Source organism: Limnohabitans sp. WS1 (assembly GCF_003063265.1).
GTDB lineage: Bacteria > Pseudomonadota > Gammaproteobacteria > Burkholderiales > Burkholderiaceae_C > Limnohabitans_A.
This window is the reverse complement of record NZ_NERU01000005.1, coordinates 1-25,469: the sequence shown is the minus strand read 5'-3', so window position 1 is coordinate 25,469 and position 25,469 is coordinate 1. Positions and strand designations below refer to the sequence as shown.

The following is a 25,469-nucleotide window of genomic DNA, read 5'->3' as shown; positions in this document are numbered from 1 at the left end:
TCACCCACAAGCCATGATCCGAGACCCCGAAACCTTTGAAGCCTTGCTCGACTCCGTGCGCCGTTTTGTGCGCGAGCGTTTGGTGCCTGCCGAGAACGAAGTGGCCGAGACCGACGAGATCCCGCCAGCCATCGTGCAAGAGATGCGCGAGATGGGCCTGTTTGGCCTGACCATCCCCGAGTCCTATGGCGGCCTGGAGCTGACCATGGAAGAAGAGGCGCGCCTCTTGTTTGAGCTGTGCAAGACCTCGCCTGCATTCCGCTCGGTGATCGGCACCACGGTGGGCATTGGCTCGCAGGGCATCCTGATGGACGGCACCGAAGCACAAAAAGCCTATTACCTGCCCAAGCTGGCCACGGGCGAGTTGTCGTCCTCGTTTGCGCTGACCGAACCCGACGCGGGCTCAGATGCGGCATCGCTGCGCACCACGGCCATCCGAGGCACGGACAGTGAGGGCGACCACTACATCGTCAACGGCACCAAGCGCTACATCACCAACGCGCCGCATTCCAAAATCTTCACGCTCATGGCGCGCACCAACCCGGCCGACAAAGGCGCGGGCGGCGTGTCGGCTTTCATCGTCGACGCGCAATCGCCCGGCATCAGCCTGGGCAAGAACGACAAGAAGATGGGCCAAAAAGGCGCACACACCTGCGACGTGATGTTTGACAACGTGCGTGTCCCGGCCGCCAACCTGATTGGTGGCCAAGAAGGCCAGGGTTTCAAGACTGCGATGAAGGTGCTCGAAAAAGGCCGCATCCATTTGGCCGCCGTGTGTGTGGGCGTGGCCCAGCGCATCTTGGATGACGCGCTGCGCTACGCCATCGACCGCAAGCAGTTTGGCCAGCCCATTGCCGAGTTCCAGCTGGTGCAGGCCATGCTGGCCGACAGCAAGGCCGAGCTGTATGCCGCCGAGTGCATGGTGATCGACGCCGCCCGCAAGCGCGACGAAGGCCGCAGCGTGTCGACCGAGGCCTCGTGCTGCAAGATGTTCGCGTCTGAGATGTGTGGCCGCGTGGCCGACCGGGCGGTGCAAATTTTGGGCGGCGCGGGCTACTTGTCCGAGTACGGCATCGAGCGCTTCTACCGCGATGTGCGCCTTTTTCGCCTGTATGAGGGTACGACCCAGATACAACAAATCATCATTGGCCGCAACATGGTGCGTGAAGCACGCGGCTGAGCCAAGGGTGGGTTCGTTTTGCGGCGAAAGCCGCTCCAAAGCACCCGCCCCGTCAGCGTGAACCCTTTCGACAACAACACAAGGAGACAAGACATGACAAAGACATTCACCCGCCGCATGGCCCTGGCCACGCTCAGCAGTTTGGCCGTGATGGGCGCAGGCAGCGCCCTGGCTCAGGCCCAGACGGCTTACCCGAGCCAGCCGATCAAGTTCATCGTGCCCTACCCCGCAGGCGGGGCCACCGATGTGCTGGCCCGCATGGTCGCGCAAAAAATGCAGGACAGCTGGCAGCAAACCGTGGTGGTCGAGAACAAGCCTGGCGCAGGCGGCACCATTGGCAACAACCTGGTGGCCAAAGCCCCGGCCGATGGCCACACGGTCTTGTTTGGCATCGTGGCCCTGGTGCAGCAAATGACCTTGATGAAGCTGCCCTATGACCCGATCAAGGACTTCGCGCCCATCAGCCGTGTGGCCATCAGCCCCAGCGTGCTGGCCGCATCGCCCACACTGCCCATCAACAACCTCGCCGAGTTCACCAGCCTGGTCAAGGCCAACCCCGGCAAGCACAGCATTGGCTCTTATGGCCCGGGCACCTCGGCCCACCTGCAAGGCGCTTTGCTCAATCTGCAGTCGGGTCTGGACCTGACGCATGTGCCCTACCAGGGTGGTGCGCCACTGGTCACGGCCATGATGGGCGGTCAGCTGTCTTCGGCCTTCATGGATGCGGGCTCTTCCAAGCAGCATTTGCCCAAGTTCAAGCTGCTGGGCGTGACGGGCACCGAGCGCCTGTCCTGGCTGCCCAATGTGCCCACGCTCAAAGAGCAAGGCCTCAACTCTTACGAGCCCATGGGCTGGTTCGGTCTGTTTTTGCCAGGGGCCACGCCCAAGCCGGTGGTGGACAAGTTCTCGGCCGAGACCCAGCGCATCCTCAAGCTGCCCGATGTGCGCGAGAAGATCGAAGCCATGGGCTTGATCCCCGGCGGTGAAACCACCGACAGCTTTGCCAAGGTCGTCAAGTCCGATGCTGACGTGTACGCCCGCATCATCCGCGACGCCAAGATCACGCTGAACTGAGTAGAAACAAACAACAGGAGAACGACATGAGTATTCAAGCTTCATCTTTGAAGAGGCCTTCTCGCCGAGGCGTTTTGGGCTTGCTGGGCCTGGCATTGACCCTGGGGGGCGGCACGGCCTGGGCCCAGTCCACAGGCAGCAACACCGTCAAGCTCATCGTGGGCTATGCCGCAGGCGGGCCCGTGGATTCGTCGGCGCGGGTCTTCGCGCCGGTGCTCAGCCGCGAACTGGGCCAGCCCGTGATCGTGGAAAACCGCCCCGGTGCGGGCGGTGCGGTGGCCGGCAACAGCGTGGTCAAGTCCGCGCCCAATGGCTTGGAAATTTTCTATGCCGCCAGCCCCACCATGACCATCAGCCCCCATGTGCTCAAAGCAATGGCCTTTGATCCACTCAAGGACATGACCCCGCTGGCCACCATCCTGAGCTATGCCAACGTGCTGGTCATCAACCAGAACCAGCCCTTCAAAACCTTGCCCGAGTTGGTGGCCTTTGGCAAAGCCAATCCGGGCAAACTGGCTTATGGCTCAGCAGGCATGGGCGCCTCCAACCACCTGAGCGGCGAGCTGTTTGCGCGCCGTGCGGGCATCAACATGACCCATGTGCCCTACAAGGGCAATGCCCCGGCCATGACCGATGTGATGGGCGGGCAGATCCAGATGATGTTTGACATCGTGGGCGGGGCCAAGGCCCACATCGACGGCGGCAAGGTCAAGCCTTTGGCGGTGACCTCCAAAGAGCGCAACCCGGCCCTGCCGCAGCTGCCCAGCATGACCGAGTTGGGCATTCGTGATTACGACGTGGGCGGCTGGTATGGCCTGTATGGCCCGCTGGGCATGAGCGCAGAAGTGAGCCAAAAAATCACCGCCGCCACGGCCCGCGCCCTGCAAGACCCCGAGCTGAACAAGCGCTGGGTGGACCAAGGCTATGTGATCTGGAACGCCAAACCCGCCGACCTGGCCGAGCGCATGCGCCGCGAACACGCGCTGTGGGCCGAAGTGACCAAAGGCATGACCTTCGAATAAAACATGGCTGTGCAATTGACCTCACCCCACACGCGCATTCACCACCTGTTTGACGAGCGCGTCGCGCAGGCACCCGATCACCCTTTCTTGTTCATGCCCGACCGGGTGATGACGCTGGGCCAGCTGGCGCAGCAGGTCAATGCGCTGGAAACCGAGTTGCGCGAAGCGGGTGTGCGTGTGGGCGACCGTGTGCTGGTGGCCGCCGAAAACTGCCCCGAGCATGTGGCGCTGGTGCTGGCCTGCAGCCGTGTGGGGGCTTGGGCCTGTGGGGTCAATGCGCGCATGACCGCGTCCGAACTCGCGGGCTTTGCCGCCAAGGCCGATGCCCGCGTGCTGTATTTCACGGTGGGCGTGTCTGCTGCGGCGCGCCAGCACGCGCAGCAATACGACACGCGTGCCAGCGTGCAACCGGCGTTGCAACGCACCTTGGCCGCGCCTGAAGCTACAGCGCAAACGGGCGAACTGGCCGAGCGCGTGGCGGCCATCATTTTCACTTCGGGCACCACGGGCCAGCCCAAAGGCGTGATGCTCACGCATGCGGGGCTGCTGCAGTTTGCCAAGGTCTCGGCGCAGTCCCGCCAGCTGACCCCTAAAGACCGCTCGTACGCCTATCTGCCCATGACGCACATCTTCGGTCTGGGCACGGTGCTCATGGCCTCGCTGCACGTTGGGGCCGGTTTGCTCATGCGCAGCCAGTTTGACCCAGCCGATGTGTTCGATGCACTGGCCCACCAAGGCATGACACAGCTGCAAGGCCCGCCGGCCATGTTCACCCGCCTGCTGGCCTGGCTCGATGCGCAGGGCATCGATCACCCCGCAGCGCCCGAGCTGCGTTACGTTTACACCGGTGCGGCGCCGCTGGACATGAGCGTCAAAAAAGCCATTGAGGCACGCTTTGGCAAACCCCTGCACCACGGTTATGGCCTGTCGGAATACGCAGGCGCATTGACCCTGTGCCGACGGGGCGAGTGGCGCGACGACACCAGCGCCGGTTACCTGGTGGAAGGTGCTGAGCTGCGCATCATGGGCCCCGATGGGCGCGACCTGCCCCCAGGCGAGACGGGCGAGATCTGGATGCGTGGCGTGGGCTTGATGCCGGGTTACTTCCGCGACCCCGAAATCACCGCGCAGGTCATCAAGTCCGGCGGCTGGTACGCCAGCGGCGACTTGGGCCGACAAGACGCCGATGGTGCTTTGCAGGTGGTGGGACGCCTGAAAGAAATGATCATCCGCTCGGGCTTCAATGTGTACCCCGGCGAGGTCGAGGCGGTGTTCCTCGCCTGGCCCGGCGTGCAGCGTGCCGCCGTGGCAGGTCGCAAAGCGGCCGACGGCAACGAAGACATCCTGGCCTTCATCGAAGCCAAGCCCGGTGTGCAGCTGGACCTGCAGGCCCTCAAGGCCCACGCCCACGAACACCTGTCGCCCTACAAACGGCCCTCCATGGTGGTGCAAGTGCCCGAGATGCCCATGACCCTGAGCGGCAAAGTGCTCAAGCGTGAGCTGGTGGAGCAGTACAGCCAGGCGTGAAACCCTGAGCCATGGTCGCGCCCCTTCATCCCCTTGTAGGAGCGGCGCCCCCGCCGCGATGTGCACGCGCAAACCACCAAGAATCGCCCCGAGGGCGGGGCTCCCACAACGAAACATCCCCCTGTAGGAGCGGCGCCCCCGCCGCGATGTGCACGCGCAAACCACCAAGAATCGCCCCGAGGGCGGGGCTCCCACAACGAAACATCCCCTTGTAGGAGCGGCGCCCCCGCCGCGATGTGCACGCGCAAACCACCAAGAATCGCCCCGAGGGCGCGTCTCCCACAACGAAACATCCCCCTGTAGGAGCGGCACCCCCGCCGCGATGCGCCCCCGCAAACCACCAAGAATCGCCCCGAGGGCGCGTCTCCCACAACGAAACATCCCCTTGTAGGAGCGGCGCCCCCGCCGCGATGGGCCCGCGCAAACCACCAAGAATCGCCCCGAGGGCAGGGCTCCCACAACGAAATGCCCCCTTCACGTTCGCTAAAGATGGTCTTTCATAAAGACAGACCAGCGCACCATTGAACTCGGCGAAGATACGGCCATGAACTCCCCCACCACCCTTGACGCCACCCAAGTCGCCCACCTGCGCAGCTGGGAAGGCCGCAGCGAAACGCTGACCGACGAGATCGTGGCCGCCCCCTTGCGTGGCCAAAGCGCCTTGCTCGACCGAGATGACGCCCGCCAAGCCGCAGGCAGCGACGTACCGCCGCTGTGGCACTGGCTGTACTTTTTGCCGCAGGCCCCACAAAGCCAGATCGGCCCCGACGGCCACCCTTTGCGCGGTGGCTTTTTGCCGCCCGTGCCGCTGCCGCGCCGCATGTGGGCCGGAGGCCGCCTGCAGTGGCACACCAACAACCCGCTGCGTGTGGGCGACGCCGCACAAAAGCATTCGCGCATCGCTTCGGTCAAACACAAGGCAGGCCGCACGGGCGACCTGCTGTTTGTCGAGGTCGAACACGCTTTCAGCAACGCCCAAGGTCTGTGCCTGACCGAAACACACGACATCGTGTACCGCGCAGCAGCAGTGCCCGGCGCACCTGAAGTGCCGCCCACCGCAGCCGAGACCGACGCGCCCTGGCAACGCGATTTTGTCCCCGACCCGGTGTCGCTGTTTCGCTATTCGGCGCTCACCTTCAACGGCCACCGCATCCACTACGACCGCAGTTACGTCACGCAAGAAGAAGGCTACCCCGGCCTCATCGTGCACGGCCCGCTGATCGCCACTTTGTTGGTGGACCTGGTGCGCCGCCAAGTGCCTGAGGCGCGAGTAGCCTCGTTCCAGTTTCGCGCCGTGCGCCCCACGTTTGACTTGCACCCTTTCCGGCTGAATGGCCGGCCGTCTGCCGATGGCAAGACCATTGAGCTGTGGGCCTGCGACCACGAAGGCTGGCTCACCATGCAAGCGCAAGCCACGCTGGCCTGACGTTTTTTGAACTGAATATTTTTACCGACACCACCACCATGCAAACCTCACCCGACCAATACCAAGACATCCGTGACGCCGTGCGCGCCCTGTGCGCCCAGTTCCCTGACGAATACCACCGCAAGGTCGACGAAAAACGCGGCTACCCCGAAGAGTTTGTCGACGCCCTGACCAAGGCGGGCTGGATGGCCGCGCTGATTCCGCAGGAATACGGCGGCTCGGGCCTGTCCATGGCCGAAGCCTCGGTCATCATGGAAGAGATCAACCGCTCGGGTGGCAACTCGGGCGCGTGCCACGGCCAGATGTACGTGATGAACTCCATTGTGCGCAGCGGCTCGGACGCGCAGAAAAACACGCTCTTGCCCAAGATCGCCACCGGCGAGTTGCGCATCCAGTCCATGGGCGTGACCGAACCCACCACGGGCAGCGACACCACCAAGCTCAAAACCACCGCCGTCAAGAAAGACGGCCGCTGGGTGATCAACGGCCAAAAGGTCTGGATCTCGCGCATCCAGCACAGCGACCTGATGATTCTGCTGGCCCGCACCACGCCCGCCGACCAGGTCACCAAGCGCTCCGAAGGTTTGTCCTGCTTCCTCATCGATTTGAAGCAGGCCATTGGCAATGGCCTCACGGTGCGCCCCATCCTCAACATGGTCAACCACGAGACCAACGAGCTGTTTTTTGACAACCTCGAAATCCCCGAAGACGCGCTCTTGGGCGAAGAAGGCAAAGGATTCAAGACCTTGCTCGACGGCCTGAACGCCGAGCGCACCCTGATCGCGGCCGAGTGCATTGGCGATGGCTACTGGTTCATCGATCGCGCCACCAAATACGCCAAAGACCGCGTGGTCTTTGGCCGCCCCATTGGCCAAAACCAGGGCGTGCAGTTCCCAATCGCCGACGCCTTCATCGAGCTGGAAGCGGCCAACCTCATGCGCTGGAAAGCCTGCGAAAAAATCGACGCCATGCAAAACGCCGGGGCAGAAGCCAACATGGCCAAGTACCTCGCGGCCAAGGCCAGCTGGGAAGCGGCCAACGTCTGCCTGCAAACGCACGGCGGCTTTGGTTTTGCGTGTGAATACGACATCGAGCGCAAGTTCCGCGAGACGCGCTTGTACCAAGTCGCCCCCGTGTCGACCAACATGATCTTCAGCTACGTGGCCGAGCACATCCTTGGGCTGCCACGTTCGTTCTGATGCGCATGCTGATTTCGCTGTTCACCACCCATCGCCCCGAGGGCGGGGCTCCCACAAAGAGCGTACAGCCCTCCTTTTGGGGTAGAACTCCCACAAAGCACATGCAGCCCTCCTTTTGGGGTAGAACTCCCACAAAGCACATGCAGCCCTCCTTTTGGGGTGGAACTCCCACAAAGCACATGCAGTCCCCCTGTTGGGGTAGGACTCCCACAAAGCACAAGCAGTTCCCTTGTGGGGGTGAGGCTCCCACAAAGAGCATGCAGTTCCCCTGTGGGAGCGGCGCCCCCGCCGCGATGAGCGTCTTGCACACCACCCCCATCGCTCCATCTCCATAAGGTGCACACGATGACCAGACCCCTCGACGGCATCACCGTCATCTCTCTCGAACACGCGATTGCCGCGCCGTTCTGCACACGCCAACTGGCCGACCTGGGCGCGCGCGTCATCAAGATCGAACGCCCCGGCGCGGGCGACTTTGCCCGCGCCTACGACACGCGGGTGCGCGGCCAGTCTTCGCACTTTGTGTGGACCAACCGCTCTAAAGAAAGCCTGACGCTGGACCTCAAAAATCCCGACGCCATGGCTGTGCTCAGCAGCCTGCTGCAAAGCGCCGACGTGCTGGTGCAAAACCTCGCGCCCGGCGCGGCTGCGCGCATGGGTTTGTCGTTTGAGGCGCTCAGCCCCAAACACCCGAAGTTGATCGTGTGCGACATCTCGGGCTACGGCGAAGACGGCCCCTACCGCGACAAGAAAGCCTATGACCTCTTGATTCAGAGCGAGGCGGGCATGTTGTCCATCACGGGCACGCCCGAAGACCCGTCCAAAACCGGCAACTCGATCGCCGACATCGCGGCCGGCATGTACGCCTACACCAACATCCTGTCGGCTCTGCTGCTGCGCGGCAAAACCGGCCAGGGCAGTCACATCGACGTGTCCATGCTCGAAGCGTTAGCCGAGTGGATGGGTTACCCGCTGTACTACGCCTACGACGGCGCCACTCCCCCGACACGCAGCGCCGCCTCACACGCCAGCATCTATCCCTATGGCCCGTTTGCGGCGGGCGACGGTGGCACCGTGATGCTGGGCCTGCAAAACGAACGCGAGTGGAAAGTGTTTTGCGAGGTGGTGCTGGGCGATGCCGCCCTGGCCAGCGATGCGCGCTTTTGCACCAACGCCTTGCGCAACGTCAACCGAGCGCAGCTCAAGCAACTCATCTTGGGCGTGTTTGCCCCCATGACCACGTCCGAGGTCGAGGCGCGGCTGGACGAGGCGCAAATTGCCAACGCCCGCATGAACGACATGGCCGGTGTCTGGGCGCACCCGCAGCTCAAGGCGCGCGAGCGCTGGCACAAGGTGGGCTCACCTGCGGGCGACATCCCCGCCCTGCTGCCGCCCGGGCGCAACAACCGCTACGACTACCGCATGGACGCCGTGCCCGCCGTGGGTGAGCACACCGAGGCCATCTTGCGCGAGCTGGGGCTGGACGACGCGGCGGTGCAAGCGCTGCGTCATCAGCAGGCCATTTGAGTCAGGCGATCCATGGATGTTTGCCTGAGCGGACACATGTCGGGGCTAAAGCCACCGACCTACAAGGCGAGGCCTGCGGTTTCCCGTAGGTCGGTGGCTTTAGCCCCGACATGGACCTGCGCAGAACCGGCGCTGTCGGAGCCGAAGCAGCCCACCCACAAGGCGAGGCCTGCGGTTTCCCGTAGGTCGGCGGCTTCAGCCCCGACATGGACCTGCGCAGAACCGGCGCTGTCGGAGCCGAAGCAGCCCACCCACAAGGCGAGGCCTGCGGTTTCCCGTAGGTCGGCGGCTTTAGCCCCGACAGGGATCAGCCAAGCCATTTGAGACAAAACACAAGGAGACAGTCATGACAAACAACACGACATCCAAAACCGCCCAACTCGCCGCCTTCGCATCCGCGCTGCGTTTCGAAGACATCCCCGAGCCGGTGGTCCGCAAGATCGAAGACCTGTTGGTCGACTGGTTTGGTTCGGCCGTGGCCGGGCACGGCTCGCGCCCGGTGGAGTCCATCACCCGTTTCGCGCAGGCCATGGGCGCGGGCGAAGGTCCGAGTGAAGTGATCATCAACCGCGCACGCACCACGCCCTATTTGGCGGCCATGGCCAACGCCGCGGCCTCGCATGTAGCCGAGCAGGACGATGTGCACAACGGCTCGGTGTTCCACCCGGCCACGGTGGTGTTTCCGCCCGCCGTGGCGGTGGCTCAAGCCTTGGGCGCAAGCGGCCAGCAACTGCTGGCCGCATCGGTGGTCGGCTACGAAGTCGGCATCCGTGTGGGTGAATTTTTGGGGCGCTCGCACTACCGCGTGTTCCACACCACCGGCACCGCAGGCACGCTGGCAGCGGCCGCTGCTGTGGGCCACCTGCTGGGCCTGAACGCGCAGCAAATGCAGCACGCGTTGGGCTCGGCCGGCACACAGTCGGCAGGCCTGTGGGAGTTCTTGCGCACCGCCGCCGACAGCAAGCAGTTGCACACCGCGCACGCCGCCGCAGCGGGCCTCATGTCAGCCTACTTGGCCAAAGACGGCTTCACGGGCGCTGCAGAAATTCTGGAAGGCCCACAAGGCATGGCCGTGGGCATGTCGAGCGACGCCGACCCGAGCCGATTGGTGGACGGCCTGGGCACACGCTGGGCCACGGCCGAGACCTCGTTCAAGTACCACGCCAGCTGCCGCCACACGCACCCGGCGGCCGATGCGCTGCTGCACGTCATGCAAACCAACGGCCTCAAGCTCGATGACCTGGCCCAAGTGGTGACCCATGTGCACCAAGGTGCCATCGACGTCCTCGGCCCGGTGGTGCAACCCACCACGGTGCACCAGAGCAAGTTTTCGATGGGCACGGTGCTGGCGCTGGTGGCGCAGCACGGCCACGCGGGCTTGACCGAATTCGACCGTGACTTCTTGAGCCAGCAGACGCAGGCCCTGCGCGACAAGGTCAGCATGGTGCTCGACGCCGAAGTGGACGGCGCTTACCCCAAGCGCTGGATCGGCAAAGTCACCGTCACCACCACCGACGGCCGCGTGTTGCACGGCCGCGTGGACGAGCCCAAGGGCGATCCGGGCAACACCCTCTCGCGTCAAGAGATCACCGACAAAGCCCTGCGCCTGGCCGCCTTCAGCGGCGGTGCTACGCCTGAGGCCATGCGCCAAAGCGTGGACGCGCTCTGGCAAGTGGCCACTTGGCCCAAGGTGGGGGCTTTGCTGTCATGAGCGGGCCAGGGTCATCGCCACTGTCGCTGGCGCGCAGCTTTTTGTTTGTGCCCGGCAATCGTCCCGAGCGCTTCGCCAAGGCTTTGGCCAGCGGTGCCGATGCGGTCATCATCGATCTGGAAGACGCCGTGCCGCTGGATGCCAAAGCCACGGCGCGTGATGCGCTGTTGGCCGCTTGGTCTGGCTTGGACGCAGCCGAGCGCGCGCGCCTGCTGGTGCGTGTGAACCCGGCGGGCACACCCTGGCACGCAGCCGATCTGGCCGCAGTGGCCAGCCTGATGGGTCTGGGCGCGCTCATGCTGCCCAAGGCCGAAAACGCACAACAGGTCGAGCAGGCTTTTCGCACCAGCAGCATGCTGGTTTTGCCTTTGATCGAAAGCGCCGAAGGTGTGGGGCAGATGGACGCCATAGCCCGGGCAGCAGGCACCTTGCGCTTGGGTCTGGGCCACATCGACCTGCAGGCCGATTTGGGCATGCGCTGCGGCCCCGATGAAGCAGAACTCGCCCCCATCCGGCTGGCCATGGTGGTGGCCTCGCGCCGCGCGGTCCTGCCCGCCCCGGTGGACGGCGTGACCACCGCCACCACCGACGCGCAGGTGTTGTCGCAAGACGCGCAGCGCAGCCGCCGATTTGGCTTTGGTGCCAAGCTGTGCATCCACCCTGCACAAGTGGCGGGCGTGCACCAAGCCCTGGCCCCCACCGAAGCCGAGTGCGACTGGGCCCGCCGCGTGCTGGCCGCCGAAGTGGCAGCGGGCGGCGGCGCGTTCAGTGTGGACGGCAAGATGGTCGACCCACCGGTGCTGCTGCTGGCGCGTCAGATTTTGCTGATCCTGTAGGAGCCCACCCCGTGGGCGATGGGCGTGGCACACGCCCTTTTAAAAACAATCGCGCACGGGGTGCGCTACTACCCAAACCTCCGACCGCGTCGCCGCTCAACCCCACCCCACTGGCACAATCCCCCCATGTCTGTTCATTTCGATCTGGTGGATTTGCGCCTCATGGTGCGGGTGGCCGAAGCCAACAGCCTCACCAAAGGGGCCGAGGCCTCGCACATCTCGCTGCCTGCGGCCAGCACGCGCATCAAAAACCTTGAAGAAAGCATCGGTGCCAAGCTGCTCAACCGCCACAGCCAGGGCGTGACCCTCACGCCACCGGGGCAAGCCTTTGTGCACCGGGCGCGGCTGGTGCTGGGCCAGATCGAACACCTGCGCGGCGACCTGCAGGAATACGCCAGTGGCATCAAAGGCCACCTGCGCGTGTACGCCAACACCACGGCCCTGGGCGAGTTCTTGCCCGAGGTGCTCAAGCGCTACCTGGCCACGCACCCCGATGTGAACATCGATCTGCAAGAAAAACTTTCCAACGAAATCGTGCGCGCCGTGATGGACGGCAAGACTGACATCGGCATCGTGGCCGGATCAGTCCGCACCGAAAACCTGCAAACCCTGCCCTACCGCTCCGACAGCCTGGTGCTGGTGGTGCCGCATCTGCACCCCGTGGCCGACTTGCCCAGCATGCCGCTGATCGACGCGCTGGAGTTTGACCATGTGGGCCTGCACGAAGCGAGCGCGCTGCATGGGTTCTTGAACCGCGAATGTGAGCAGCTGAACAAGCCGCTCAAGGTGCGCATCCAGGTCAGCAGCTTCGAGTCGGCCTGCCGCATGATCGAAGCCGGTGTGGGCGTGGGCGTGCTGCCCGAATCGGCCGCCCGCCGCCACGCCCGCAGCATGGCCATCCGCCTGGTGCCCCTGTCCGACGCATGGGCGATTCGTTCCATGCAGATTTGCGTGCGCAACTTCGACGAGTTGCCCAACTTTGCGCGGGACTTGATTGATTTGTTGTCAGAGGATGCAAGGCTGGCGATGGCTTGAGGACATGCCTCAAGCGGCCAACAATTCATCCCGCAAAAGATAAGGCTGGATCAAAACCTCCGCAGGCAACTGAAGCTGGGTGACCAAGCGACGGATCATCTCCAGTGTCAGCGGGCGCCTTCTGTTCAAGATGTCGGCAACACGGCCACGAGGCCCAATCATGGGTTCCAGGTCTTTGCGGGTCAGAGCACGACTTTCCATGACATGCTCAATGAATTCAATGGGGTCAGGATCGGCAATGGGATAGTGAGTTCTCTCGTAATGCTCGACCAGCAGCGTGAGCACATCCAGTCGCTCGGCTTGCGGGGATTTGGCGGGGGCAGACCAAAGCTGCTCGATTTCATCCAGTGCGGCTTTGTATTCTTTTTTGTTATGAATGGTGCGGATTTCCATGCTCAATCTTCTTGAGTCGACCAATACCTCAACTCATCAGTTTCAAAGGGCTGCGGCCCAGGACCTTTCTGGGTGCTTTCGGGTCGGCTACCTTGGCCAGTGCCTCATCTTCTAACAGGTGATCCAAGTTCGGCAGGCTCCAGGCTTTTTGCAGACGAAGGCTGTTCATGCCTTCGTTCCAGGCTCTCAGCATGCGCACGCCTACCTCGGTGAAGTGCTTGTTGTCGCGCGTGGCGCGCAACACTTCTGGTGATACCTCCACGATGGCCTCACACACGCGCTCCACTTTGGCCTGGACCGCAGCCAAACCGATGCCACAGTAGTGCTGCAAAAACAGGGGCAGTGCCTTACCCGGGTGCCATGTCTGGCGGCCTTGGATGGACATGCCTGGTGGATTGTTGCAATAGTCATCGTAGACGGTGATGCTGAGCATGTCGTAGACAGGCGCCAGTCGCACATCCTGTCTGCTCGAGTAGAGCAGGGCAATGTTCTTGGTGTGGCAGTCCGCGTTGCGCAGCGCATAGGTCAGCAGCAAAAGGTTGCCCAAGTCCGAGAGTGCGGCGGCCTGTTGTCCAACTGGTGTCACGTCCTTGATGCGATTGGCCACGCGCTCCCAGGTGGCGTCGTATTTCTGTTCTGGGCGCAATGAAAGCAGGCTGCAAAGATCTTCCATGCCCAAACGTGTCTGGCCGTCTTCTTCGTAGTCAAAGCGGTGCACGACCAAGGCCTGTGCGTCGTCGGAGACCTCGGTTTTTGCGGCATTGCCAAAGGCGCGCTGCGCCACTTGCATGCAGAAATGCTCGTTCAGGGCCACCTTGGGCAGGGAAGCGGGCGTGCCCTTGACGATGAATTTTTCGGTGGCCAGTGTGGTCTTGCCGGGCAGCTTGTTGGCATCCTGGCCCGCAGCTGCCGGCGCAAGGAACTTGGGCACCACGCCGCTGACCCCGCTGACGGCGAACTCCCGCACCAAGCTCATGAAGGCCTGCTCCGAGTTGTCACCGCGCAAGATGTGTCGGACCTCGAAGGCCACCGGTGGCGACTTGGGGTCTGCGCCTTCAGGAGCGACCTTCACGCGCCCGATGGCATTGCGTCCGACCACGCTCAGCAGGTTCAGGGGCGAAGCGCCGACATGGGGACCCAGGCGCTCCTGCAGCACCGAGAGCAGGAAGCCCTCTGGCAGGTTCATCCGAAAGAGCGGGTGCAGCTCCGGGTAGTTGTAGGACTGGGTGCGCACGGGCATGAGCAAGGAGGTGAATTGCTCGGGCTTGGCCGTAGGGTAGTAGGAGAGCACATGCCCAAAACCATCGGGTGAGTCCAGCGTGGCCACTGGGGTGTCATGGACAAAGACGGTCAGTCTCATGGTTATCCCCTGGCCCGTTGAGTCATCGGGTGTTGGGCTTCAAATTCAACCTGTGCTCGGCGCTCGGCCAGCGCGTCATCCAGGGTAAAGCTGGCCCCTGACCCACGCAATGGGCTGACGCTCAGGCCCGCCCCCAGCACCTCCAGCAGACGCAGGAGTTTTCGGGAGCCAAATTCGCTGAGTTGGCCCGTCTCCAGCCGAGCCAGCGTGGACTGGGCCAGGCCAGAAAGCTTGCCCAGCTCACGTTGGGAGAGGCCCTGATCACGTCGCAGGCGAGCTATTTCCAATCCCAGCTCGGGCAAGTTTGACAGGTGCATAGACATGGGTGCTCCTCCAGGGCGGTTCAGCAGACGGAAAATTGTGCTTTATTTATCATCAATTGAGGTGATTCATCGAAGGGTTTAGCCCCCTCAGTTCAACCAATCAGATGGCAAATATATCATCATTTAAAAGATCACTGTTTTCACCGGTAGCTTGGCATTTACCTTGAAATCCACTGAATAAAATGATGATGGAGCACTGGGCTGTCAATTTTTTTGATCGTTCCATTTGATCAATTGATGTTGAATACAGCATCACGTATTGGATCGTTCCGTCACTTCTTTGATGATAAATAAAGCATCAAAATAACCATAAGCTGTTGAACACCCCATCTCCCCCCTCAAACCACCCCCCGCGCCACCAGCCCCGCCACTTGCGCATCACTCAGCCCCAGCTCGTCGCGCAGGGCTTGCAGGCTGTGTTCACCCAGCCGTGGCGGCGCTTTGTGTGTCACGGGCGATGCCGACCAGTTCAGTGGGCTGCGCACCAGGCGCACGGTCTGGCCTGAGCTGTGGGGCAGTTCCACCACCATTTGGCGGTGTTGGGTTTGTGGGTTTGTAAAAACTTGGGCCATGTCGTTGAGTGGTCCGGCCGGGACGTTGGCCGCGCTGAGTTGTTCCAGCAACCGTGCGCGGGGTTGGCCGTGCACCAGCGTTTGCAGGGCGTCCTGCAGTTCGCGGCGGTGGGCGATGCGTTGCATGTTGGTGGCAAAGCGCGGGTCGGTGGGCATGTCGGGTGCACCCAACACGGTGCACATCCGCTGAAACTGCTGGTTGTTGCCTGCCGAAATGATGATGCGACCTTCAGCACACTCAAACACTTCAGAGGGCGATGCAATCGGATTGGTGTTGCCCACGCGTTGTGGCACCTTGCCGTTCATCAGGTAGCCCACGGCCAGGTGCCCATTGAAGGCGACGGTGGCGTCCAGCATCGCGGCGTCGATGACTTGGCCTTCGCCGGTTTTTTGCCGGTGCATGAGCGCGCCCAAAATGCCGATGGTGGCGTACAGGCCCGTCACCATGTCGGTCATCGGGATGGCCGTGCGCATGGGGCCGCCACCGGGCTCATCGTCAGGCAGGCCGCAGGTGCTCATCGGCCCGGCCATGCCTTGCAAGATGAAGTCGTAAGCGGGCTTGGGCGCATCAGGGCCGGTTTGCCCAAAGCCGGTGACCGAGCAGTAAATCAGCTCGGGTTTCAGGCCCCGCAGGCTGGCTGCGTCGAGGCCATATTTGGCCAGCGAGCCGACTTTGTAGTTCTCGACCACCACGTCGCAGCGCAGCGCCAAATCGCGCACCAATTGCGCGCCTTCAGGGGTGGCCATGTCCACCGTGACCGAGTGCTTGCCCCGGTTATAGGCCAGGTACAGCGCCGAGTCGTTGCTGGGCTGGCCCGTAGCGGGGTCTTGCAAAAAAGGCCCCATGCGCCGCGTGTCGTCGCCATCGCCGGGCTTTTCGATTTTGTAGACCGTGGCTCCCATGTCGGCCAGGATCTGTGTGCACATGGGGCCCGCGACCACACGGGTCAGGTCGAGGATCTTGATGCCTTCGAGGATGGCGCTCATGGGGGGTCTCCAGAAGTGGGTGCCGTCAGCACCGAGGCGGGCACGCGCAGCGGCATGTCCAGCAGCATCTGCGCAAAGGATTTGCCCAAGGGGTCTGAGCGCAGGCTGCACACGCCGCCACCACCCAGTGCTTGGTGCAAGACAAAGTTGAGCGCCTGCAAGCCGGGCACTTCGTAACGCAGCACCGGCCCTTGCACCAGGTGGCTGAAATAGGCCTGCACCTGATGGGCTTGCAGCTGTGTGCGCAGCCAGTCCCAGGCGCGGGCGTGGCGTGCGATGACACCGATGTTTTCATCGTCGCCCTTGTCGCCACTGCGCGCCCAGGCCAGGTCGATTAAACGGCAATCGTGCAGAGGCTCATCGCTTGCAATGGTCGTCTCGGGCATCGCTGGCGCAGTGCTGGACACGGCAATAGCGTTGGCAACTGGTGACACGGTCAGGTCGCTCGCGTCCTGCACATCGTCACCCAACTGCATCTGCAAGTGCACCTGGCTTTTGAGCACCATGAACGAACACAGCTTGATGACAGGCTGGATATCAGCCCGCCCAGAAAACGAAGAGCGGGTGCCCGGCGCCATGGAAGTGCCGCTGCTGGCGCATTCGCGTTGCAACACCGCCAGCGCCTTGGCCTGGGCGTGCCGCACCGCGATGCGCAGCACCACTTCGCGGGCGGTGTGCGCCTGTGCGTGGGGGCCGTAATGCGACTCGCCGCCCAGCAGCTCCACACAGGTCTCGCTGTCATCGCCAAAGCCCTGCGTAGCCATGAGGGTGCGCGAGCGGGTCAGCAGGGCTTGCGCGGTGCGCTCGGCCTTGAGCGGCGCGTCGATGCCGCGAATCGCCAACATCAATTGCAGCTGATAGCCGTCTTGCCAGGTGGCGTTGGCTTTGTAGTGGGTGGGGGCGGGCAGGCCGCGTGCGCCGCTGACTTGTACGGTGTCCATGCCGGTGCGCTCCACCTGCACATGCCGCCAGTCGCAGCACACATCGGGCATGAGGTAGTTCGCCGGATCGCCCACTTCGTAAAGGATTTGTTCGGCCACCGCGCCGGGGTGGATCAGGCCGCCCGTGCCTTCGGGCTTGCTCAGCACCAGGCTGCCATCGGGGGCCACGTCGATCACCGGGTAGCCGATGTTGGCCCAGTCGGGCACGTCTTGCCAGTCGGTGAACAGCCCGCCCGTGGCTTGTGCACCGCATTCGATCAGGTGGCCTGCCAGCGTGCCCGCCGACAGGCGGTCCCAGTCTTGCCAGGACCAGCCGAATTCGTGCACCAACGCGCCCAGCACCACCGCGCTGTCCACGCAGCGGCCGGTGATGACCACATCGGCCCCAGCGCCCAGGGCTTGGGCAATGCCGCGTGCGCCCACATAGGCGTTGGCCGACAGGGGGCGCTCGGGAAGGGGTGTGTCGGTGGTGGTGCGCAGGCCCTGCGCGTGCAGCGCAGGCATTTGTGGCATCAGGTCATCACCCGTGAGCACCGCCACACGCAGGGCGATGCCTTGCTGCTCAGCCACCTGCAGCAGCGCATCGCGGCAGCCTTCGGGGTTCAGACCGCCCGCGTTGGCAATCACCTTGATGCCCCGCTCGTGGATGGCCTGCAGGTGCGGCGTCATGACGGCCTGCACAAAGTCGGTGGCGTAACCCAGCGCCGGGTCTTTGGCACGGGCCTTGGCCAGGATCGCCATGGTGGTTTCGGCCAGGTAGTCGTACACCAGATATTGCAGGCCCGGCACCTGCAAGAGCTGCGGCGTGGCCATGGCCGAGTCGCCCCAAAAGCCGCAGGCCCCGCCGATGCGCACGCGCTGCGCTGCGGCGCTCATGCCGCCTCCGCTTCGATCAGCAGCAGCAGCGCACCTTTGAGGGCCTGCCCACCCGACTGCACGCGCAGATCGCGCACCACGCCGGTGAACGGCGCGGTCAGCGTGTGTTCCATTTTCATGGCTTCGAGCACCAGCAGGCGTTCGCCCGCCTGCACCGCCTGGCCCGGCGACACCATCACCTGCAGCACGCGGGCGGTGAGTGGGGCCAGCACAGCGCCGCTGCCAGCGGCCTGCTCGGTTTGGCCGTGGGCGGCGGGGCAATCAAAAGCCCAGGCGCGGCCTGCATGAAAAATGTGCACGCCTCTGTCGGTGGGGGCGCTGCAAATCTGCTCGCGCAGACCTTGGCACTCCAGCGCCAGTTCGGTGTGTGCAGCGTCTTGCCACTGCACATGCGTCAGCGTTGTGGTGTGGGTGTCGGGCGTCAGGGCATTGTGGTCAGGAATTGCGGCAGATGTTGAAGCAGAGATTGCGGCAGGTGCAACACCCCCCAACGCTGTGCACTGCACCTCCCAAGCTGTGCTAGGGCCCGCGCCCGCATCGGATGCTTGCGGGCAGCTTGTCGGGCGGATGCGGTAACGCCAGCGCTGCTCGCCCCATTGCAGCAGGCCTTGCGCTTGGCCTTGCCCCAGCGCACCCGCGTGCACATGCCCATGGTCGCTGGTGGGCAAGTTGTTCACTTGCGCGGCCAGGGCCGCCAGCGCCACGGTCTGCGAAATGGGCGCGGGCGCCGCCGGGGGCAAGCCCATGCGCTCGGCTACAAAACCGGTGTGCACGCCCACGCCCTGCACAAACACCGCATCGGCCAGGCAGTCCGCCAAAAAACCCTGGTTGCTGGGCAGCCCCAGCAGCACGCACTGGCGCACAGCCGCCAGCAGCTTGCGCCGTGCTTCTTCGCGGTCGCTTCCATGCGCCACGATCTTGGCCACCATCGAGTCGTAGTGCGGGCTGACCTGTCCGCCTTCGCGCAGTGCACTGTCAATGCGCACATCGTGGTCCACCGGAGGCCGCCAGCGCAGCACCGGGCCGGTCTGCGGCAAAAAGCCTGCAGGCACGTCTTCGGCCGTCAGCCGCACCTCCATCGCGTGACCCTGCAAGCAGATGTCGGCCTGCTGCCAGGGCAGAGCCTGACCGCTGGCCACACGCAGCTGCCACTCCACCAAATCCATCCCGGTGATGGCTTCGGTCACCGCGTGTTCGACCTGCAGCCGGGTGTTCATCTCCATGAAATAAAACTGCCCCTCGGCGTCGAGCAAAAATTCCATGGTGCCCGCGCCGACATAGCCCATGGCGCGGGCGCTGTCCACCGCCAACTGGCCCATGCGTGCCCGCAGCTCGGCGTTCACGGCGGGTGAGGGGGCTTCTTCGATCAGCTTTTGGTGACGTCGCTGCACCGAACAATCCCGTTCACCCAGATGCACCACCTGCCCGTGGCTGTCGGCCAGCAACTGGATTTCGACATGGCGCGGGTCGATGAGGGCGCGCTCCAAAATCAGCTCGTCCGACCCAAAAGCCGTGCGCGCTTCCGAGCGGGCCGAGGACAGCGCCGCAGGCAGTGCATCGGGCGTGTCCACCCGCCGCATGCCGCGCCCGCCGCCACCGGCAGCGGCCTTGCACATGATCGGAAAACCGATGCGTGCGGCTTCGCGCACAAACACTTCGTCGCTTTGATCCTGACCTTCGTAGCCGGGAATGCAGGGCATGCCCCAGCCTTGCATCAGCCGCTTGGCCCCGGCCTTGTTGCCCATGGCGCGGATGCTGTCGCCAGACGGGCCGATGAACACCAGGCCCGCTGCATCCACCGCGTCGGCAAAGGCGTCGTTCTCAGACAAAAAACCATAACCCGGGTGCACCGCGTCGGCCCCGGCCAGCCGGGCCGCTTGCAGGATGGCCTCGATGTTCAGGTAGGACTGTGCAGGCGCTGCCGGGCCGATGCACACCGCGCGCTCAGCTGCCTGCACATGCGGGCTGTCACGGTCGGCTTCGGAATACACGGCCACCGTGCCATAGCCCAGGCGGAGCACGGTGCGCAGCACGCGCAGCGCAATCTCGCCGCGGTTGGCCACCAGCACGGTGTGGAAGGGGCGGATGTTTTTGCTCACGGTCATTGGCAACTCAGGCTGGGGCAGATGAAGAAGAGGCCGTGTCGCGGCCATGCAGGCGCGCCACGTCGGCCGCTTGCAGCGTGGCGGACCAGCTTGGGGCGCGGCGTTCGCGGAAAGCGGCAATGCCTTCAGCGCCTTCGCCGCGCATGCATTGCGCAAAACGCAGCGCCGCGTCGTCGAGCCATTCACCGAGGCCATGGTCAACGGATGCGCCACCGGCCACGTCACGCGACAGCAAAGCTTTGAGCAAGCGGTTGGCCTGCGGCCCGCACGCCAAAATGCGGTTCAACCACTGAGCTTGCAACGCTTCGAGTGCAGTGCTGTCAGCGGCCAGTGCGTCCACCAAGCCCAGCTGCTGGGCCAGCGCACCGCTCACGCGTTCGCCGCTCAGGCCCAGGCGCAGCGCCACCCGGCGGCCCACGCGGGCTTGCACAAAGGGCGCGATCTGCGCTGGGATCAGGCCCAAACCGGTTTCGCTCAGGGCAAAGCGGGCGTCCTCAGTGGCCAGCACCATGTCGGCACAGCAGGCCAGGCCCATGCCGCCGCCCATGGCCGCACCTTCGACCACTGCCAGCACCGGCATGGGCAGGGTGGTGAGGGCCTGCAGCACATACCCAAAGGCCCGGTTGCGGCTGACCACGGGGTCTTCGCCATCATCCGCGTTGGCCTGCAAGCGCGACTGAAAGTTGCCCACATTGCCGCCCGCGCTGAAAAAGCCTGCACTGCCGCGCAGCACAAAAGCTCGCACGCTGCTGTCTTGGGCGGCGTGCGCAATGGTTTGCGACAGCTCGGCCACCATGTCGGGCGACAGCGCGTTGCGGGTCGCAGGGTGGTGCAGCGTGATCCACAAAATGCCGTGTTCTCGTTGAACGAGAAGGTTGTCAAACGTCATGGTCTGCCCTTTCAACTGGCCGGGTCCATCAGCCCCATCTTGCGGGCAATCACCATCAGCATCACTTCGTCGGCACCGCCACCAATCGAGCCGAGCCGGTAATCGCGGTAAGCACGCGAGACGCGGTTGTCCCAGGTGTAGCCCATGCCGCCCTGGAACTGCATGCACCAGTCGGCCACGTCGCGGCCCAGGCGTCCGGCCTTGAGCTTGGCCATCGAGGCCAGCTCGGTCACGTCCTGCCCTTGCACATAGGCGTGGGTGGCCATGTAGATCAGGCCGCGAAGGGCTTCGATCTCGGTCTTGAGTTCGGCCAGCTTGTACTGGATGAACTGGTTGTCGAGCAGCGGCTTGCCAAAGGCCACGCGCTGGCGCAGGTAGTCGGCGGTTTCCTCGATCAACTCGATGCTGGCCAGACGCCGCGCCGCGCCGTCCAGGCGCTCTTCCTGAAATTGCTTCATCTGGTAAATAAAGCCCATGCCTTCTTCGCCAATGCGGTGGCGCACCGGCACGCGCACCTCGTCAAAAAAGATCTGCGCGGTGTCCGAGCTCCACATGCCGAACTTCTTGATCTTTTGCACTTCAATGCCCTTGGCGCGGCGGCCTGCCGAATCTTTGAGCGGCACGATGATGAGCGACTTGTTCTTGTGCGAAGGGCCGTCCGAGGTGTTGCACAGCAGGCAGATCCAGTCGGCCTGGGTGCCGTTGGTGATCCACATCTTGGAGCCGCTGATGACGTAGTCGTCGCCATCGCGCCGTGCGCGGGTCTTGAGCGAAGACACGTCCGAGCCCGCGCCTTGCTCGCTCACGCCGATGCTGCACACCACTTCGCCCGCAATGGCTGGGGCCAAAAATTCGCGTTTGAGTTCATCCGAGCCAAAACTGGCCAGCGCCGGTGTGGCCATGTTGGCCTGCACACCAATGCCCATGCCCACGCCCTGGGCCTTGACGTGGCCAATGGCCTCGGCGGCAGCCAGCGCGTAGCTGAAGTCCAGGCCCATGCCGCCATAGGCCTCGGGTTTGGTGATGCCCAAAAAGCCGAGCTGCCCCATCTTGCGAAACACCTCGTGCGCCGGAAAGATTTCGGCGGCTTCCCATTCGTCGACAAAGGGGTCGATTTCGGCGCTGATGAAACGGCGGATGCTGGCCATCAGTTCGTGGTGTTCGGGTGTGTAGATCATGTGCGGGGACTTTCAAAAACGGGGGACAGCAAACTGCATCGCGTGCGGGGTGCGAGCAGCGGCTTCGCGCACGGTGGCCAGCAAGAGTGAGAGCACCTCGCGGGTTTGGCGTGGGTCGATGATGCCGTCGTCCAGCAAATGCCCGCTGGTGTAGAAGGCACTGGCTTGGCTCTCGAACAGGGCCACGATTTCAGACTTTTGCGCTTGCAGCCGCGCCTCGTCGACCGGCTTGCCACTGCGCTCGGCCTGTTGACGCGCCACGATGTCGAGTGTGGTGGCCGCCTGCTCGCCGCCCATCACGGCCGAGCGCGCGTTGGGCCACGAGAAACAAAAACGCGGGTGAAACGCACGCCCGCACATACCGTAATTGCCCGCGCCAAAAGACGCGCCGCAGTGCAGCGTGATGTGCGGCACCTGCGAGTTGCTCAGCGCCTGGATCATCTTGGCCCCGTGCTTGATCATGCCGGCCTCTTCGGAGGCGCGTCCCACGATGAAGCCAGTGGTGTTTTGCAAAAACACAATCGGCGTGCCCGACTGGTTGCACAGGTGAATGAACTGCGCCGCCTTGGTCGCGCCCGCCGGGTCGATGGGGCCGTTGTTGCTGATGAAGGCCACCGCATACCCGTCGATGCGGGCGTGGCCACACACGGTGGCGCTGCCGTAGTCGGGCTTGAAGTCGAGCCAGGCCGAGTCGTCCACCAGCCGGGCAATGACTTCGCGCATGTCGATGGGCTGGCGGTGTTCCAGCACCATCACGCCCGCCAGTTCGTCGGGCGACAGCCGGGGAGGGCGCGGCGCTTGCTTGGGCGGGGGCACGGCAGCACGCGGCCAGTCGATGGCGGCCAGCACCTCGCGGGCCAGGGCAATCGCGTGGGCGTCGTCTTGCGCCACGTATTCGGCCAGGCCGCTGACGGTGGCGTGCATGTCGGTGCCGCCCAGGGCCTCGTCGGTGGCGATCTCGCCCGTGGCGGCTTTCAGCAAAGGCGGCCCCGCCAAAAAGGCCTTGGCCTGGCCACGCACCATGATCACGTAATCCGACAGGCCGGGCATGTAGGCCCCGCCTGCGGTGGACGAGCCGTGCACCACCGTGAGCACCGGCAAGCCAGCGGCAGACAGGCGCGCCAGGTTGTAGAACATGCCGCCGCCCCGGATGAATTTCTCAACCCGGTACTTGCGCAAGTTCGATCCTGCCGACTCGACCAGGTGCACAAAAGGCAGCTTGTTTTGCAGCGCAATCTCTTGGCAGCGCATGAGCTTTTGGTTGCCCGCTTCGGTCAGGGCCCCGGCATCGATGCCCGAGTCGGTCACCACCACCATGCAGCGCACGCCACTGACCTGGCCAATGCCTGCCAGCTGCGAGCCGCCGGGCACGCAGCGTGACAAGTCCGGGTTGTCCATGCCGTAACCGGCCAGCGTGGCCAAAGGCAAAAACGGTGCGCCAGGGTCCAGCAACTGCGCCAGGCGCTCACGCGGCAGCAAAGCCCCGCGTTTGGCAAAACGCTCGGCCGATTTGGCCGAGGCGTCACTGGCGCGTTGCTCCAGCGCATGCCAGTCGGCAATCAGTTCGAGCATGCCTTGTCGTTGCGCGGCAAAGGCGTCCGACGTGGTCTGTATTTGGGTCTGAAAAGGGGTCATGTCCCGATTGCAGCGCAGCCGGGGCTCCGTGACCATGCGCAGGAAACCCGGTGTGCATAATGTGCACATGGTGCTTTCCCTATGGATCCTGCCCGATGATGTTTGTCTGCGAAAGCCGCGCCCCCGCCGCGACAGTCCCCAACAGTTTTTTGTAGGAGCCGCGCCCCCGCCGCGACAGTCCCCAACAATTTTTTTGTAGGAGCCGCGCCCCCGCCGCGACAGTCCCCAACAGTTTTTGTAGGAGCGACGCCCCCGCCGCGACAGTCCCCAGCAGTTTTTTGTAGGAGCGACGCCCCCGCCGCGACAGTCCCCAACAGTTTTTTTGTAGGAGCCGCGCCCCCGCCGCGACAGTCCCCAACAGTTTTTTGTAGGAGCGGCGCCCCCGCCGCGATAGTCCCCAGCAGTTTTTTGTAGGAGCGGCGCCCCCGCCGCGATAGTCCCCAACAGCCCTGAGCCACTTAGACAAGGTCAATTCATGAGCAGACACGCCAAGCCTTCCAACGAGTTGCTCGGCCAAGATTCCTCCGCCAAGACCGTGACGCCTTCCCGCACCGGCGCACAGAGCATCGAACGCGCCATGGGCCTGGTTAACCTCGTGGCCCGCCACCACGATCAGGGCATCAGTTTGCAGGCCTTGGTGAAACTCAGTGGCCTGGACCGAACCACTGCCTGGCGCATGCTGGGCAGCCTGCAAGGCACGGGTTTGGTTGAACGCGATGAAAGCTCCGGCCTCTACACCTTGGGGACGCAAGCCACAGCTTGGGGGGCGGCCAGCTTGGGACAGGCGGCCTGGGTCCGCCAATGCCAAAGTGCCATGAAAACCTTGGCCCGGCTGACCGGCGATAACGTATTTTTGGTACTGCGCATGGGCGACTACAGCCACTGCCTGCACCTGGAGCAGGGCCAACACGCGGTGCCCTCGTTCCGCCAGACTGTTGGAGAAACGCGTCTGCTCGGCCTGGGCGTGGCCAGCATTGCCATGTTGGCGTTGCTGGACGATGCCGCCATTCAAGCCCACCATGCCCGCCACGCAGCGCAGTACGCACTCGAAGGTGTCGCTCAGGCTCAACTGCAGCGCTGGGTGCAATCCACGCGCCAACGCGGCCACGCCTACCGCAGCACCGCAGGCATTGCCGCAGTGGGCCTGCACTGGCATGTGGGCCAGACGGCGATGGCAGCCTTGTCGATCGGCGCTTCACGCAGCCGCTTGCCTCTGGGCCGAGCCGCTGAACTGGCCGTTCTGATGCGCAGCCATTTTCCCCTGCTGCCTCTCCCCCTGTAGGAGCGGCGCCCCCGCCGCGATCAAGCCCCGCAAACCACCATCGCCCTCATCGCACCGAGGGCGGTGCTCCCACAAGGGACAGCGATAGCGCCCCTCAGACCACCGCCACCGCCCAGGCCGCGTTGCTCTCCCCCCTGTAGGAGCGGCGCCCCCGCCGCGATCAAGCCTCGCACACCCCCCTCATCGCATCGAGGGCGGTGCTCCCACAGGGGACAGGGGACGGCCCCCACCTCTCAAATCCCCAAATTCATTAAACCCAATCCGATTCATCACGCGCCCAGCTGCGCCTCTTTCAAATTCTCAAATTCATCACAATCCCTGCCGGTTTGCCTTGAATCGAAAATTGTGAGTTCTTAAATGTGCTGTATTTTACAAATAAATACACCAAAAC

20 protein-coding genes are annotated in these 25,469 nt (G+C 63.9%); 11 read left to right on the top strand and 9 right to left on the bottom strand.

What is annotated here, in order from left to right; genetic code table 11:
* The first annotated feature begins 13 nt into the window (after positions 1-13).
* From B9Z48_RS08550 to B9Z48_RS08500, 10 genes are all read left to right on the top strand, one after another.
* On the top strand, positions 14-1,180 hold the full coding sequence (locus tag B9Z48_RS08550) for an acyl-CoA dehydrogenase family protein (RefSeq protein WP_108377832.1): 1,167 nt from the start codon (positions 14-16) through the stop codon (positions 1,178-1,180).
* A 93-nt stretch (positions 1,181-1,273) separates the two neighbouring features.
* On the top strand, positions 1,274-2,254 hold the full coding sequence (locus tag B9Z48_RS08545; RefSeq protein ID WP_108377831.1) for a tripartite tricarboxylate transporter substrate binding protein: 981 nt from the start codon (positions 1,274-1,276) through the stop codon (positions 2,252-2,254).
* A gap of 26 nt (positions 2,255-2,280) precedes the next feature.
* Positions 2,281-3,276: a tripartite tricarboxylate transporter substrate binding protein gene (locus B9Z48_RS08540; RefSeq protein ID WP_233261063.1), complete on the top strand. Its 996-nt coding sequence runs from the start codon at positions 2,281-2,283 to the stop codon at positions 3,274-3,276.
* A 3-nt stretch (positions 3,277-3,279) separates the two neighbouring features.
* Positions 3,280-4,803, top strand: coding sequence for a class I adenylate-forming enzyme family protein (locus B9Z48_RS08535; protein ID WP_108377829.1), 1,524 nt, complete (start codon positions 3,280-3,282; stop codon positions 4,801-4,803).
* A 544-nt stretch (positions 4,804-5,347) separates the two neighbouring features.
* Entirely contained in the window at positions 5,348-6,229 is an 882-nt protein-coding gene (locus B9Z48_RS08530; RefSeq protein WP_108377828.1) for a MaoC family dehydratase N-terminal domain-containing protein, read from the top strand.
* Between the two features lie 38 nt (positions 6,230-6,267).
* A complete protein-coding gene (locus B9Z48_RS08525) occupies positions 6,268-7,428 on the top strand; it encodes an acyl-CoA dehydrogenase family protein (RefSeq protein ID WP_089961926.1) in 1,161 nt (386 codons plus the stop codon).
* Between the two features lie 345 nt (positions 7,429-7,773).
* Positions 7,774-8,955, top strand: a complete 1,182-nt coding sequence (locus B9Z48_RS08520) for a CaiB/BaiF CoA-transferase family protein (RefSeq protein WP_108377827.1) — start codon at positions 7,774-7,776, stop codon at positions 8,953-8,955.
* A gap of 346 nt (positions 8,956-9,301) precedes the next feature.
* Positions 9,302-10,666, top strand: a complete 1,365-nt coding sequence (locus tag B9Z48_RS08510) for an MmgE/PrpD family protein (RefSeq protein WP_108377825.1) — start codon at positions 9,302-9,304, stop codon at positions 10,664-10,666.
* Positions 10,663-11,502: a CoA ester lyase gene (locus B9Z48_RS08505; protein ID WP_108377824.1), complete on the top strand. Its 840-nt coding sequence runs from the start codon at positions 10,663-10,665 to the stop codon at positions 11,500-11,502. The genes B9Z48_RS08510 and B9Z48_RS08505 overlap by 4 nt, the downstream gene beginning before the upstream one ends.
* 126 nt (positions 11,503-11,628) lie before the next feature.
* Complete coding sequence (locus B9Z48_RS08500) at positions 11,629-12,537, top strand: LysR substrate-binding domain-containing protein (protein ID WP_108377823.1); 909 nt, start codon at positions 11,629-11,631, stop codon at positions 12,535-12,537.
* Positions 12,538-12,546: 9 nt separating this feature from the next.
* Here the strand turns inward: B9Z48_RS08500 and B9Z48_RS08495 are convergent, their stop codons facing one another.
* From B9Z48_RS08495 to B9Z48_RS08455, 9 genes are all read right to left on the bottom strand, one after another.
* Entirely contained in the window at positions 12,547-12,930 is a 384-nt protein-coding gene (locus B9Z48_RS08495) for a type II toxin-antitoxin system HigA family antitoxin (RefSeq protein WP_108377822.1), read from the bottom strand.
* A gap of 28 nt (positions 12,931-12,958) precedes the next feature.
* The gene (locus B9Z48_RS08490) at positions 12,959-14,290 is read right to left on the bottom strand and encodes a type II toxin-antitoxin system HipA family toxin (protein WP_108377821.1); all 1,332 of its coding nucleotides are present in this window, start codon (positions 14,288-14,290) and stop codon (positions 12,959-12,961) included.
* A gap of 2 nt (positions 14,291-14,292) precedes the next feature.
* Entirely contained in the window at positions 14,293-14,613 is a 321-nt protein-coding gene (locus tag B9Z48_RS08485) for a helix-turn-helix domain-containing protein (RefSeq protein WP_108377820.1), read from the bottom strand.
* A 338-nt stretch (positions 14,614-14,951) separates the two neighbouring features.
* Entirely contained in the window at positions 14,952-16,172 is a 1,221-nt protein-coding gene (locus tag B9Z48_RS08480; RefSeq protein ID WP_108377819.1) for a CaiB/BaiF CoA-transferase family protein, read from the bottom strand.
* On the bottom strand, positions 16,169-17,989 hold the full coding sequence (locus B9Z48_RS08475) for an acyclic terpene utilization AtuA family protein (RefSeq protein ID WP_108377818.1): 1,821 nt from the start codon (positions 17,987-17,989) through the stop codon (positions 16,169-16,171). Before B9Z48_RS08475 ends, B9Z48_RS08480 begins: the two co-directional genes overlap by 4 nt.
* Positions 17,986-20,094, bottom strand: a complete 2,109-nt coding sequence (locus tag B9Z48_RS08470) for a biotin carboxylase N-terminal domain-containing protein (RefSeq protein ID WP_108377817.1) — start codon at positions 20,092-20,094, stop codon at positions 17,986-17,988. The genes B9Z48_RS08475 and B9Z48_RS08470 overlap by 4 nt, the downstream gene beginning before the upstream one ends.
* A gap of 7 nt (positions 20,095-20,101) precedes the next feature.
* Positions 20,102-20,983 carry an enoyl-CoA hydratase/isomerase family protein gene (locus B9Z48_RS08465; RefSeq protein WP_108377816.1) on the bottom strand — a complete coding sequence of 294 codons (882 nt, stop codon included), beginning with the start codon at positions 20,981-20,983 and terminating at the stop codon, positions 20,102-20,104.
* 11 nt (positions 20,984-20,994) lie between these two features.
* Positions 20,995-22,161 (bottom strand): acyl-CoA dehydrogenase family protein, encoded by a 1,167-nt coding sequence (locus tag B9Z48_RS08460; protein ID WP_108377815.1) that lies wholly within the window; start codon positions 22,159-22,161, stop codon positions 20,995-20,997.
* 12 nt (positions 22,162-22,173) lie between these two features.
* Positions 22,174-23,796: an acyl-CoA carboxylase subunit beta gene (locus B9Z48_RS08455; RefSeq protein WP_108377936.1), complete on the bottom strand. Its 1,623-nt coding sequence runs from the start codon at positions 23,794-23,796 to the stop codon at positions 22,174-22,176.
* Positions 23,797-24,271: 475 nt separating this feature from the next.
* On the opposite strand from B9Z48_RS08455, the gene B9Z48_RS08450 reads away from it, so the two are divergent.
* Entirely contained in the window at positions 24,272-25,078 is an 807-nt protein-coding gene (locus tag B9Z48_RS08450) for an IclR family transcriptional regulator (protein ID WP_108377814.1), read from the top strand.
* The last annotated feature ends 391 nt before the right edge of the window (positions 25,079-25,469 follow it).

Excerpts from the sequence above, each read along its gene's own strand:
- B9Z48_RS08465 (WP_108377816.1), bottom strand. The coding sequence starts at position 20,983 with ATGACGTTTGACAACCTTCTCGTTCAACGAGAACACGGCATTTTGTGG.
- B9Z48_RS08455 (WP_108377936.1), bottom strand. The coding sequence starts at position 23,796 with ATGACCCCTTTTCAGACCCAAATACAGACCACGTCGGACGCCTTTGCC.
- B9Z48_RS08470 (WP_108377817.1), bottom strand. The coding sequence starts at position 20,094 with ATGACCGTGAGCAAAAACATCCGCCCCTTCCACACCGTGCTGGTGGCC.
- B9Z48_RS08520 (WP_108377827.1), top strand. The coding sequence starts at position 7,774 with ATGACCAGACCCCTCGACGGCATCACCGTCATCTCTCTCGAACACGCG.
- B9Z48_RS08550 (WP_108377832.1), top strand. The coding sequence starts at position 14 with ATGATCCGAGACCCCGAAACCTTTGAAGCCTTGCTCGACTCCGTGCGC.
- B9Z48_RS08500 (WP_108377823.1), top strand. The coding sequence starts at position 11,629 with ATGTCTGTTCATTTCGATCTGGTGGATTTGCGCCTCATGGTGCGGGTG.
- B9Z48_RS08505 (WP_108377824.1), top strand. The coding sequence starts at position 10,663 with ATGAGCGGGCCAGGGTCATCGCCACTGTCGCTGGCGCGCAGCTTTTTG.
- B9Z48_RS08525 (WP_089961926.1), top strand. The coding sequence starts at position 6,268 with ATGCAAACCTCACCCGACCAATACCAAGACATCCGTGACGCCGTGCGC.
- B9Z48_RS08475 (WP_108377818.1), bottom strand. The coding sequence starts at position 17,989 with ATGAGCGCCGCAGCGCAGCGCGTGCGCATCGGCGGGGCCTGCGGCTTT.
- B9Z48_RS08460 (WP_108377815.1), bottom strand. The coding sequence starts at position 22,161 with ATGATCTACACACCCGAACACCACGAACTGATGGCCAGCATCCGCCGT.
- B9Z48_RS08545 (WP_108377831.1), top strand. The coding sequence starts at position 1,274 with ATGACAAAGACATTCACCCGCCGCATGGCCCTGGCCACGCTCAGCAGT.
- B9Z48_RS08480 (WP_108377819.1), bottom strand. The coding sequence starts at position 16,172 with ATGAGCGCCATCCTCGAAGGCATCAAGATCCTCGACCTGACCCGTGTG.
- B9Z48_RS08540 (WP_233261063.1), top strand. The coding sequence starts at position 2,281 with ATGAGTATTCAAGCTTCATCTTTGAAGAGGCCTTCTCGCCGAGGCGTT.
- B9Z48_RS08535 (WP_108377829.1), top strand. The coding sequence starts at position 3,280 with ATGGCTGTGCAATTGACCTCACCCCACACGCGCATTCACCACCTGTTT.
- B9Z48_RS08530 (WP_108377828.1), top strand. The coding sequence starts at position 5,348 with ATGAACTCCCCCACCACCCTTGACGCCACCCAAGTCGCCCACCTGCGC.
- B9Z48_RS08450 (WP_108377814.1), top strand. The coding sequence starts at position 24,272 with ATGAGCAGACACGCCAAGCCTTCCAACGAGTTGCTCGGCCAAGATTCC.
- B9Z48_RS08510 (WP_108377825.1), top strand. The coding sequence starts at position 9,302 with ATGACAAACAACACGACATCCAAAACCGCCCAACTCGCCGCCTTCGCA.
- B9Z48_RS08490 (WP_108377821.1), bottom strand. The coding sequence starts at position 14,290 with ATGAGACTGACCGTCTTTGTCCATGACACCCCAGTGGCCACGCTGGAC.
- B9Z48_RS08495 (WP_108377822.1), bottom strand. The coding sequence starts at position 12,930 with ATGGAAATCCGCACCATTCATAACAAAAAAGAATACAAAGCCGCACTG.
- B9Z48_RS08485 (WP_108377820.1), bottom strand. The coding sequence starts at position 14,613 with ATGTCTATGCACCTGTCAAACTTGCCCGAGCTGGGATTGGAAATAGCT.